Source organism: Citrobacter sp. RHBSTW-00887, from assembly GCF_013728095.1.
In the GTDB taxonomy this organism is placed as follows: Bacteria; Pseudomonadota; Gammaproteobacteria; order Enterobacterales; family Enterobacteriaceae; genus Citrobacter; species Citrobacter braakii.
This window is the reverse complement of the sequence record NZ_CP056267.1, coordinates 171,638-184,051: the sequence shown is the minus strand read 5'-3', so window position 1 is coordinate 184,051 and position 12,414 is coordinate 171,638. Positions and strand designations below refer to the sequence as shown.

Annotated in this window: 9 protein-coding genes; 6 read left to right on the top strand and 3 right to left on the bottom strand. The window is 50.2% G+C overall.

The window, feature by feature from the left end:
• Positions 1-36: 36 nt before the first annotated feature.
• Both HV314_RS00845 and HV314_RS00840 read right to left on the bottom strand, forming a co-directional pair.
• Positions 37-1,173, bottom strand: coding sequence for an HlyD family secretion protein (locus HV314_RS00845; RefSeq protein ID WP_181547101.1), 1,137 nt, complete (start codon positions 1,171-1,173; stop codon positions 37-39).
• A gap of 2 nt (positions 1,174-1,175) precedes the next feature.
• Positions 1,176-1,538 (bottom strand): DUF3302 domain-containing protein, encoded by a 363-nt coding sequence (locus tag HV314_RS00840; protein ID WP_016154955.1) that lies wholly within the window; start codon positions 1,536-1,538, stop codon positions 1,176-1,178.
• A gap of 533 nt (positions 1,539-2,071) precedes the next feature.
• Between HV314_RS00840 and mtlA the strand changes: the two genes are divergently transcribed.
• The 3 genes from mtlA (at position 2,072) to mtlR (ending at position 5,944) form a co-directional block, all read left to right on the top strand.
• A complete protein-coding gene (gene mtlA, locus HV314_RS00835) occupies positions 2,072-3,988 on the top strand; it encodes a PTS mannitol transporter subunit IICBA (protein ID WP_181547099.1) in 1,917 nt (638 codons plus the stop codon).
• Positions 3,989-4,208: 220 nt separating this feature from the next.
• Positions 4,209-5,357, top strand: coding sequence for a mannitol-1-phosphate 5-dehydrogenase (mtlD, locus tag HV314_RS00830; RefSeq protein ID WP_181547097.1), 1,149 nt, complete (start codon positions 4,209-4,211; stop codon positions 5,355-5,357).
• Positions 5,354-5,944: a mannitol operon repressor MtlR gene (gene mtlR, locus HV314_RS00825; protein WP_005120486.1), complete on the top strand. Its 591-nt coding sequence runs from the start codon at positions 5,354-5,356 to the stop codon at positions 5,942-5,944. The genes mtlD and mtlR overlap by 4 nt, the downstream gene beginning before the upstream one ends.
• Before the next feature lie 12 nt (positions 5,945-5,956).
• Here the strand turns inward: mtlR and HV314_RS00820 are convergent, their stop codons facing one another.
• Positions 5,957-6,163: a hypothetical protein gene (locus HV314_RS00820; RefSeq protein WP_016154958.1), complete on the bottom strand. Its 207-nt coding sequence runs from the start codon at positions 6,161-6,163 to the stop codon at positions 5,957-5,959.
• A gap of 292 nt (positions 6,164-6,455) precedes the next feature.
• Between HV314_RS00820 and HV314_RS00815 the strand changes: the two genes are divergently transcribed.
• The 3 genes from HV314_RS00815 to sadA all read left to right on the top strand — a co-directional run bounded on the left by HV314_RS00815 (position 6,456) and on the right by sadA (position 12,328).
• Positions 6,456-6,818 carry a YibL family ribosome-associated protein gene (locus HV314_RS00815; protein ID WP_016154959.1) on the top strand — a complete coding sequence of 121 codons (363 nt, stop codon included), beginning with the start codon at positions 6,456-6,458 and terminating at the stop codon, positions 6,816-6,818.
• A 487-nt stretch (positions 6,819-7,305) separates the two neighbouring features.
• Complete coding sequence (locus HV314_RS00810; protein ID WP_047358810.1) at positions 7,306-7,947, top strand: DUF3251 domain-containing protein; 642 nt, start codon at positions 7,306-7,308, stop codon at positions 7,945-7,947.
• 43 nt (positions 7,948-7,990) lie between these two features.
• Positions 7,991-12,328, top strand: a complete 4,338-nt coding sequence (gene sadA / locus HV314_RS00805) for a trimeric autotransporter adhesin SadA (RefSeq protein WP_181547094.1) — start codon at positions 7,991-7,993, stop codon at positions 12,326-12,328.
• The last annotated feature ends 86 nt before the right edge of the window (positions 12,329-12,414 follow it).

Below are 12,414 nucleotides of genomic sequence, written 5' to 3'. Positions count from 1 at the left end.
GGCTCAGGTCAGTGCAAATGGCAGGTGATGGCGGTCTCAATGATCCAAATAAAGGTAATGCATCCAACTGGTCATGCGCAGCAGCACTTTACGCATCACTGAAACGTGAGCGAAATGGTCGGAATAGACCGCCACCTGGGCATAGATACCGTCCGGCAGCGCATCCACATCGGCATTGGGAGCCAGCTCAATCGTGGCCAGCACGCCATCGGTACCCGGCACCACCGTTAAGGACTGTAATGCTCCCTGCGCCTGATAAGAACCGCCCGGAACAACCGGCAGAATGCTGGTGAGCTTGCCGGAGAATACCTGGCCTGGCAGCGCGTTGAAGACCACTTCCGCTTCATCACCCGGTTTAAGGCGCAGCAACGAATTCTGGCGGAATTGCGCCACGATTTGCCGTTTTTGTTCCGGAATAAATACCATCACCGGGCGCAGAGGCAGCGCGGCGGCATAGGTCCCGGGCCGGATAAGCACCTGTGTTACATAACCGTTGCTGGGCGCACGTACGATAGTCTGCTCAAGATTGTATTTGGCTTCAGCGAGCTGGGCGCGCAGAGACGCAACCTGAGATTGCTCTCCATTGACCATACTGTCTAACTGGCTCTGAATCTGCGTCTGTTCAGCAACGGAGCCTTTGACCAGCGCATCCTGCGCCAGGTAGTTTTGCCGGGCATTGTCGATGTCGCTTTCAGAGAATGGATTAACCTTCGCCTGACTACCCTTCAAATAGCGTTGATAATCTTTATACAGGCGATCTCGTTCAGCGGAAACGCGGGTGGTATTGGCTACGGCTTCAGACAGCTGCGCTTTCATATTGTCGATGTTATGCGTAGCGGTCACCAGGTCGGCCTGCAGCCTGTCGACCCGCGCCTGATAACGAATGGGATCGAGTTTAAATAACACCTCGCCTTTTTTAATCAGCTGATTATTTTTATCTGTCACCTCACTAACAATTCCGGTGACCTGTGGGGTAACAGGAATTGAAATAACCGCCTTTTGCGCCGTAAAGGTATACGGGTGGTTATAGTTCATTAATAAAATGAGTCCCGCCACAATAAACACCCCACCTAATGCGGCGGTAGCAAGCGTCCATTGATTTACCGGAATACGGAATATTTTAAAAATGGCCCAGGCGAATGCCACATAGGTCAGGACAATCAACAAGTCCATGATCAAATCTCCGGAAAGGTGGAGTTATCGTTTTTTTTCTCCCCATCCAGTCTATTTTCCAACTGGGTGATGCGCGCGGCCAGCGCGGCAATTTCAGGGTCAGGTTCCTTCCCGGACGGCGTGATGTGTGACTGCATTCCCCAGCCTCGTTCTGGCTGATAGAGCGTGGCCCAGATCCACAGGAAGGGCCAAATAACATGCAGCGTAAATAAGCTCACCCAACCCGCCGTATGGATGGCATCGGCATGGGGATGGTTGCGCTTCTTAGCCATGTTATAGGGAATATCATGGATGGCGATGATTCCGTAAAACAGAACCAGAAAAACGAAGATCAGCACACCTAACGCGAAATAGTTTAGAAACATACCCGCCTCGTATTCACGCTAATCAGAGCTTTCAATTGCAGGCAGCCGAAAGGAGTCATGGCTGGTAATTTGAACATAATTGCAGTTAGCCATTTCCGCCATACCACCAGGGTATAAATTTTCAGGTTGATGGCTTGCGGGGTAGTTGCAAGAAATAGGTGATGAAACAGAATCCGCTCCAGATCACACCAGGAGAAATCCAGACAAATATTTATTGAGAAGTAGATCACAAATACCCAACAAACAGCCAAAGCAAAAACGTGAATAACTTCACACTTAACGCCCATTTTTAGCCAATTCTTGACCTGTGATGTTTTTTTGTACCGATATTTTGTGATGAAAATCACATTAACTAACGCCATACACCCTATATTTACGTGACAAACGTCACATAAAAAGTCATCGACTGGACAGTTGAACGATTCAGTGCCAGATTTCGCAGTATCTACAGGGTCCGGCTACCTCCTGCCGCTACATTAACAAACCTCGGGCTTTTAGCCTGCGCGACAGCAAACATAAGAAGGGGTGTTTTTATGTCATCCGATATTAAGATCAAAGTGCAAAGCTTTGGTCGATTCCTCAGTAACATGGTGATGCCAAATATCGGCGCGTTTATCGCGTGGGGTATTATCACCGCATTATTCATTCCGACAGGGTGGTTGCCGAACGAAACGCTGGCGAAGCTTGTCGGCCCAATGATCACCTATCTGCTGCCGCTGCTGATCGGTTATACCGGTGGTAAGCTGGTTGGCGGCGAGCGTGGCGGCGTGGTGGGTGCTATCACCACCATGGGCGTTATCGTCGGTGCCGATATGCCAATGTTCCTCGGCGCGATGATCGCAGGTCCGCTGGGCGGCTGGGCTATCAAACATTTCGACAACTGGGTAGACGGTAAGATCAAGTCCGGTTTTGAGATGCTGGTGAATAACTTCTCCGCAGGCATCATCGGGATGATCCTCGCCATTCTGGCATTCCTTGGCATTGGCCCATTGGTTGAAGCACTGTCCAAAATCCTGGCGGCAGGCGTTAACTTCATGGTTGTCCATGACATGCTGCCGCTGGCGTCTATCTTCGTTGAACCGGCGAAAATCCTGTTCCTCAACAACGCCATCAACCACGGTATTTTCTCACCGCTGGGTATTCAGCAGTCCCACGAGATGGGCAAATCCATCTTCTTCCTGATTGAAGCTAACCCGGGTCCGGGTATGGGCGTTCTGCTGGCATACATGTTCTTCGGTCGCGGCAGCGCTAAGCAGTCTGCAGGCGGCGCGGCTATCATCCACTTCCTGGGTGGTATCCACGAAATTTACTTCCCGTACGTGCTGATGAACCCGCGTCTGATCCTGGCCGTTATCCTCGGCGGTATGACTGGCGTATTTACCCTGACTATCCTGAACGGCGGCCTGGTTTCTCCGGCTTCTCCGGGTTCTATCCTGGCCGTACTGGCAATGACGCCGAAGGGTGCTTACTTCGCGAACATCGCTGCTATCTGTGCCGCAATGGCTGTCTCCTTTGTCGTCTCAGCCATTCTGCTGAAAACCAGCAAAGTGAAAGAAGATGATGACATTGATGCCGCTACTCGTCGTATGCACGACATGAAAGCGGAATCCAAAGGTGCATCTCCGCTGGCGGCTGGCGACGTGACTAACGACCTGAGCCATGTGCGTAAAATCATCGTTGCCTGCGATGCGGGTATGGGCTCCAGCGCCATGGGGGCGGGCGTACTGCGCAAGAAAGTGCAGGATGCCGGTCTGTCTCAGATTTCCGTCACCAACAGCGCGATTAACAATCTGCCGCCGGATGTCGATCTGGTCATTACTCACCGTGACCTGACCGAACGTGCGATGCGCCAGGTGCCTCAGGCACAACACATTTCGCTGACCAACTTCCTCGACAGCGGCCTGTACGCCAGCCTGACCGAACGTCTGGTTGCTGCACAGCGCCACAACGTGAACGAAGAGAAAGTCCGCGATCACCTGAAAGACAGCTTCGAAGAGGGTGATACCCACCTGTTCAAACTGGGTGCGGAGAATATCTTCCTCGGCCGTAAAGCCACTAACAAAGAAGAAGCGATTCGCTTTGCCGGTGAGCAACTGGTGAAAGGCGGCTACGTTGAGCCAGAATACGTCGAGGCGATGCTGGACCGCGAAAAACTAACCCCGACTTACCTCGGTGAGTCCATCGCAGTGCCGCACGGTACGGTTGAAGCCAAAGACCGCGTACTGAAAACCGGCGTGGTGTTCTGCCAGTACCCGGAAGGCGTGCGCTTCGGTAAAGAAGAAGACGACATTGCCCGCCTGGTCATTGGTATCGCCGCACGTAACAATGAACATATCCAGGTGATCACCAGCCTGACCAACGCTCTGGATGACGAATCCGTGATCGAACGTCTGGCCCATACCACCAGCGTGGATGAAGTTCTGGAACTGCTGGCAGGTAAAAAAGCTTAACCATTAAGTATCTCCAAAATAGTTCGAGCTGCAGAAAGGCGGCAACGCAGCGAATCCCCAGGAGCGTACATAAGTACGTGACTGGGGTGAGCGAGGAGAGCCAACGCATCTGCAGTTCGAAATATGAAGGCGATATCCTCTCCCTTGTGGAGAGGGCTAGGTTGAGGGAAACGCCTCACCCCAGCCCTCTTGGGTAAAAACATTAATGAAGGTTAATACTATGAAAGCATTACATTTTGGCGCAGGTAATATCGGTCGTGGCTTTATCGGCAAACTGCTGGCGGACGCGGGGATACAACTGACGTTCGCGGATGTAAACCAGGTCGTGCTCGATGCCCTGAATGCCCGTCATAGCTATCAGGTTCATGTGGTGGGTGAAAACGAGCAGGTTGATACCGTTTCCGGCGTCAACGCCGTGAGCAGCATCGGCGATGATGTTGTCGACCTGATTGCCCAGGTAGATTTAGTCACTACCGCCGTCGGTCCGGTCGTGCTTGAGCGTATCGCTCCGGCCATCGCCAAAGGGCTGGTTAAACGCAAGGCGCAGGGTATCGCCACTCCACTGAATATTATCGCCTGTGAAAACATGGTGCGCGGAACCACCCAGTTGAAAGGCCACGTTATGAACGCGCTGACAGATGAAGACAAATCCTGGGTTGAAGAACATGTTGGCTTCGTCGATTCCGCCGTGGACCGCATTGTTCCCCCTTCGGCTTCTGCGACCAACGATCCGCTGGAAGTCACCGTCGAAACCTTCAGTGAGTGGATTGTCGACAAAACACAGTTCAAAGGCGAACTGCCTGACATCCCGGGAATGGAATTAACTGATAACCTGATGGCATTTGTCGAACGTAAACTCTTCACGCTGAACACCGGGCATGCTATAACCGCGTACCTCGGAAAATTGACCGGTCATCAGACCATCCGTGACGCGATTCTCGACGAGAAAATCCGTGCAGTGGTAAAAGGTGCGATGGAAGAGAGCGGCGCGGTACTGATCAAACGCTATGGCTTTGATGCAGCAAAACATGCGGCATACATTCAGAAAATCCTCGGTCGCTTTGAAAACCCGTATCTGAAAGATGACGTTGAGCGCGTGGGTCGTCAGCCGCTGCGTAAACTGAGCGCGGGCGATCGTCTGATTAAACCGCTGCTGGGCACGCTGGAGTATGGCCTGCCGCACGCGAATCTGGTCACCGGTATTGCTGCAGCGATGCACTATCGCAGTGAAGAAGATCCGCAGGCCCAGGAACTGGCCGCGCTGATTGACGAAAAAGGTCCACAGGCCGCGCTGGCGCAGGTTTCCGGTCTGGATGCCAACAGTGATGTGGTGGCGGAGGCGGTTAACGCATATAACGCAACCAAATGATAGAGAATGTGGCGCAGGTCAGCCTGCGCCCAAATGACAGATTGTCAGATATGCAGGCAATAATGGAACAAACGCAGGCCTTTGAAAATCGTGTGCTTGAGCGTCTGAATGCTGGCAAAACCGTACGCAGCTTCCTCATCACCGCCGTAGAACTGCTCACCGAAGCGGTGAATATCCTTGTGCTTCAGGTATTTCGCAAAGACGACTATGCGGTAAAATATGCCGTAGAACCCCTGCTCGACGGCGACGGTCCGCTGGGCGATCTTTCCGTTCGTCTGAAGCTAATTTACGGTCTGGGCGTACTCAGCCGGCCGGAGTATGAAGATGCGGAGCTTCTGATGGCGCTGCGGGAAGAGTTAAACCATGACGGTAATGAATACGCGTTCACCGACGACGAAATTCTTGGCCCGTTTGGCGAACTCCACTGCGTGACGGCACTCCCGCCGCCACCGCAGTTTGATACCTCAGACTCAGGTTTGCACGCAATGCAGATTCAGCGCTACCAGCAGATGGTACGCTCCACGATGGTACTTTCCCTGACAGAGCTGATTTCTAAAATCAGCTTAAAAAAAGCCTTTCAAAAATAAGACCCTGCAGGCTTACTTCTCTTCCTGCTGCGGTCGATACAGCTGCCGATAATACGCCAGACGTTGCAGATACAGCTGCGCATTCTCCTGCGGTATTTCAGTAGGGACAACGTTGCGCGGTGGTGTTTTATTCAGATATTCGCGAAAAGCCTGGCTTGAAGCCATAAAATCGACCGTCTTATCAATAAGGGCCGAAACGTTCTCACCTATTTTCGCCATAATCTTCCCTCCTCCATGTATTAACCGCGCTCAGCCTGCGTGGTTGCTCATTTAAGTTTAGGATCGGTTGGGCGATTATATTGAGGAAAACGTGCTTCACTATAAACCCGTCAATAAAAAGCACCACGGCCGACCTTATCACTTAAAATTCCTTATTAATCAAAATATTAGTATTTTCATTAGCTGAATAATACTTGCAACATTTGATTATTTATCTTCGATTAGTTGTGAATAATCCCGCTCTGCGCGCATACTATAGGATATTCATCCTATTTTTATCAGAAGCTATCCTATGAAAGAAGTCGAAAAAAACGAAATTAAACGCCTGAGCGATCGTCTGGACGCTATCCGCCACCAGCAGGCAGACCTGTCCCTGGTGGAAGCCGCCGACAAATATGCCGAGCTGGAGCAAGAGAAAGAAACGCTGGAAACCGAGATCGCGCGTCTGCGTGACGTCCACGGTCAGAAGCTGAGCAAAGAAGCGCAAAAGCTGGCGAAACTTCCTTTCCGTCGTGCTATCACCAAAAAAGAACAGGCCGATATGGGCAAGCTGAAGAAGAGCGTGCGCGGCCTGATCGTCGTTCACCCGATGACCGAGCTTGGCCGTGAAATGGGCCTGAAAGAGATGACGGGCTTCGCGAAGAGCGAGTTCTAAGCACTCCCGCATCACAGGCTCTCAAGACACCCGTCGAACGGCGGGTGGCTTGAGAGCATCGGGCTATATTCCGAATTTTTTCTTGTAAATATTTACACCGCTTATATACAAGTTCATTTTTAACGGCAATCTCTGCTTTTCAGAAAAAAAATCCCACCATCATGTCTGTTTGTATTTATACAATGAATTTTTTCATCCTCTTTTTTCATGACCCACAGAATATAATTGACCCACAAAATTAAATAACATTATCATCTATAAAACAATGCCCCTATATATAAATATTATGATTATATTTTTATAAGGCATTGCTATGGGTAATTAATAAATAATATTGGGTATTTTCAAAATTTCATATAAGCAATGAATATTTTCATTATAACCATACGTTAATGGGTTATTGGCAATGCCCGCAGAATGGTGAGTTAGCTGTATAAATAACAGACAACTATTTACACCATATAAATTATAAATAAGGATATTTTATATGAACAATAATGGAAAATTTGTTCCGCTGCTTGTTTTGGGATTCACATTCTTGTTATCGGGTTGTGATTACTTTGCAGATAAACACCTTGTCGAAGAACTAAAAAAACAACAAAAAGAACAAGAAGAAAAGATAAATTTATTAGAAAAACAACAAACTACGATTATTAACGCGACACAGAAGGTCGCCGAAGTCGTTGGACGCATTGAACGCAAACAACGGCTATTCGACTACACAGAACTGGACCCATCACAAACACACTATTTTATTATTAACAACGGCAATATCGGCTTAGCCGGGCGTATTCTATCTATTGAGCCAATAGATGATGGAAGTGTTATTCATCTTGATTTGGTTAACTTACTCAGCATTCCCGTATCAAACCTGGCGTTTAATATGACATGGGGTACGAAAAAACCTTCCGAGGCAAAAGATCTGCCTCGCTGGAAACAACTCCTGCTCAACACGCAAATGGATTCGACAATAGAACTCTTACCGGGAGCATGGACAAACGTCACGCTGACATTAAAAGGCGTATCGCCCAATAATCTTAAGTATCTAAAAATAGGCATTAACATGAAAAATGTTATTTTTGACAGCATACAACCTATTAAAGATACAAAAAAGAAATCAAAAAAATAATAGCCATTGATACAACTATTTTATAAAAGGAAAGCACTTATCCATGAACAAAATATTTAAAGTCATCTGGAATGCCGCTACGGGAACATTTATTGTCACCAGCGAAACCGCAAAAAGCCACGGCAAAAAAAGCGGTCGCAGAAAGCTGGCTGTTTCCGCACTCATCGGTCTTGGCAGTATTATGGTCTCAGCGGATGCGCTGGCCAACGCGGGGAACGATACCGGAAGCGGTGTTACCGTATCAGGTACAACGGGAACAGGGTGGGTTGCAATTGGTACCAATGCCACAGCCAATACTTACACCAGCGAAGATGGCGCAAGCGCCGCGATGGGTTATAAGGCCGATGCGATGGGGAAATGGAGTACCGCCATTGGTTCATACAGCCAATCCTCCGGCGACTCTTCGCTAGCGCTTGGCGTAAAATCGGTTTCTGCCGGTGACCGGGCCATTGCAATGGGAGCCTCTTCCTCAGCCGGTGGAAGTTATTCGATGGCAATGGGTGTTTATGCCAATTCGAGCGGTGCAAAATCGGTTGCATTAGGTAATCAATCCACTGCGAGCGGAGCAACATCCGTTGCATTAGGTAATCAATCCACTGCGAGCGGTGACGACAGCACTGCATTTGGTAATGGCGCAAAAGCGATAGGCACCAGCTCAGTTGCCCTTGGCACAGGCTCTACCGCCCTGGAAGACAATTCCGTCGCCGTGGGTAACAGCACCACTCAACGGCAGATCACCTATGTTGCTAAAGGCGACATCAATTCCAGCAGTACTGATGCCGTCACAGGTGCGCAAATTCATTCTTTAAGTCAATCCGTCGCCAACCGACTCGGCGGAGGGGCTTCCGTTAATTCTGATGGTACAGTGAATGCTCCCCTCTACGAGGTAGGCACAGGCACCTACAATAACGTAGGCAGTGCATTAAGTGCACTTAACACTTCTATCATTAACACAGGTGCCTCTGTCGCAGGATTAACCGAAGACGCGCTGTTGTGGAATGACAGCACCAGTGCCTTTAGCGCTAACCACGCGGGAAGCACCAGCAAGATCACCAATCTGGCGGCAGGCACCCTGGCCGCAGACAGCACCGATGCCGTTAACGGCTCCCAGTTGTTTGATACAAATGAGAAAGTGGATCAGAACACTACTGATATCGCCGCTAATACGACCAGCATCAATCAGAACACCACTGATATCGCCACCAACACCACCAATATCAATAACCTGAGCGACTCTGTTACCACGCTCACCAATGATGCCTTGCTGTGGGATGCTAACTCTGGCGCATTCAGCGCTAACCACGCGGGAAGCGCCAGCAAGATCACCAATCTGGCGGCAGGCACCCTGGCCGCAGACAGCACCGATGCCGTTAACGGCTCCCAGTTGTTTGATACAAATGAGAAAGTGGATCAGAACACTACTGATATCGCCACCAATACCGACAGCATTAACCAGAACACAACCGATATCGCCGCTAATACGACCATCATCAATCAGAACACCACTGATATCGCCGCTAATACGACCAGCATCAATCAGAACACCACTGATATCGCCACCAACACCACCAATATCAATAACCTGAGCGACTCTGTTACCACGCTCACCAATGATGCCTTGCTGTGGGATGCTAACTCTGGTGCATTCAGCGCTAACCACGCGGGAAGCGCCAGCAAGATCACCAATCTGGCGGCAGGCACTCTGGCCGCAGACAGCACCGATGCCGTTAACGGCTCCCAGTTGTTTGCCACCAACGAAAATGTGTCTCAGAACACCACTGATATCGCCACCAACACCACCAATATCAATAACCTGAGCAACTCAGTTACCACGCTAACCGATGATGCCCTGCTGTGGGATGCTGACTCTGGAGCATTCAGCGCTAACCACGCGGGAAGCGCCAGCAAAATCATTAATGTCGCCGCCGGGGAACTTTCTGAGGACAGTACAGACGCGGTGAACGGCTCACAGTTGTATGAAACCAACCAGAAGGTAGATCAAAACACATCAGATATTGCAGATATTAATACGACGATCACCAATCTTGGTACCGATGCACTGAGCTGGGATGAGGCAACCAATTCGTTCTCCGCCAGCCACGGAAGTAGTACGCCAAACAAAATCACCAATGTCGCCGCCGGGGAGCTTTCTGAGAGCAGCACCGACGCGGTTAACGGTTCGCAGCTGTTCGAAACCAATGAAAAAGTGGATCAGAACACGACCGATATCGCCGCCAATACCACCAACATATCTCAGAACAGCACCGCAATTGAGAACCTGAATACTTCTGTCACCGACATTAATACGTCCATTACCGGCCTCACTGATAATGTTCTGTTATGGGACGAAGACATCGGGGCTTTTAGCGCAAACCACGGTGGAAGTACCAGTAAAATAACCAATGTCGCCACCGGGGAGCTTTCTGAGGACAGTACAGACGCGGTAAACGGCTCACAGTTGTATGAAACCAACCAGAAAGTAGATCAAAACACCTCTGCTATTGCGGATATCAATACGTCCATCACCAACCTTGGTACCGATGCACTGAGCTGGGATGACGAAGAGGGTGCGTTCAGCGCCAGCCACGGTACCAGCGGTACCAATAAGATAACCAATGTAGCAGCAGGTGAAATCGCCAGTGACAGTACTGACGCCGTTAATGGCTCTCAGCTCCATGAAACTAACATGCTGATTTCTCAGTATAATGAATCTATTAACCAAATAACCGGTGATACCAGCGAAACCTATATCACGGAAAATGGTACCGGCGTGAAATACATCCGCACGAACGATAACGGGCTTGAAGGCCAGGATGCATACGCAACGGGTGACGGCGCAACAGCAGTGGGTTACAACGCCGTCGCATCCGGTGCTTCGAGTCTGGCGCTTGGAGAAAACAGCAGCAGCAGCATTGAGGGCAGCATCGCCTTGGGCAGTGGCTCCAGCTCTAACCGCGCTATTACAACCGGCATACAAGCAACGAGCGTAACAAGCGATGGCGTCGTCATTGGTTACGATACAACAGACAGAGAGTTGCTGGGCGCGTTGTCATTGGGGACGGATGGAGAAAGCTATCGTCAAATTACCAACGTTGCGGACGGCTCTGAAGCGCAAGATGCGGTAACAGTTCGTCAGTTACAAAATGCTATCGCCGCCGTTTCCACGACGTCGGCACAATATTTCCACTCCAACTCGGATGAGGAAGATTCCCTGGCGGTGGGTGAAAACGCGATTGCCGTCGGCGCGAAAACCATCGTCAATGGCGATTCGGGAGTCGGTATTGGCTATGGCGCAGTCGTGGGTCAATCAGCCTTCAACGGCATAGCCATTGGTTCAAACGCACAGGTAAATCACGCCAACAGCATCGCGCTCGGCAGCAATTCACAAACCACCGTCGGCGCACAAAGCAGCTATACCGCTTACAACATGGATACGCCACAAACGTCAGTGGGCGAAGTTTCTGTAGGCAGTGGCGATGGCCAGCGGCAGATCACCAATGTTGCAGCAGGAAGCGCAGACACCGATGCCGTAAACGTTGGTCAATTGAAAGTCACTGACAGCCGTGTTGCCGCAAATACCGAAAGCATCAATAACCTGAATACCCAGGTTAGCAACCTTGATACTCGCGTCACCAATATCGAAAACTCTGTCGGCGATATTGTCACTACGGGGAGCACCAAATACTTCAAGACCAGTTCAACAGGTGCCGATGCAAATGCCCAGGGTGCAGACAGCGTCGCGATGGGTTCCGGATCTATTGCGGCTGCTGAAAACAGCGTGGCGCTAGGCACAAATTCCGTCGCAGATGAAGCTAATACGGTGTCTGTCGGCTCTTCTACTCAACAACGTCGTATTACCAATGTTGCCGCAGGGGTGAACAACACTGACGCGGTTAATGTGGCGCAACTGAAAGCCTCAGAAGCAGGTTCCGTTCGTTATGAAACCAATACCGATGGCTCCGTTAACTACAGTGTACTCAACCTGGGAGACGGGAGTGGCGGTACCACTCGGATCGGCAATGTTTCAGCGGCGGTGAACGATACAGATGCGGTGAACTATGCGCAATTGAAACGCAGCGTAGAAGAAGCAAACACCTATACCGATCAAAAAATGGGTGAAATGAACAGTAAAATCAAAGGAGTAGAAAACAAGATGAGCGGCGGTATTGCCTCAGCAATGGCCATGGCCGGTCTTCCACAAGCTTACGCACCGGGAGCCAACATGACCTCGATTGCTGGGGGTACGTTTAATGGTGAAAGTGCCGTCGCACTCGGCGTGTCTATGGTGAGTGAAAGCGGGGGCTGGGTTTATAAATTGCAAGGAACCAGTAACAGCCAGGGCGATTACTCTGCAGCCATTGGTGCTGGCTTCCAGTGGTAATGAAGTAACAATACTCCCGACATCAAAGGCAATGGCATCATGCCATTGCCTTTTCACTTCTCTTTGTTGTCCTCACCTGCAATTGG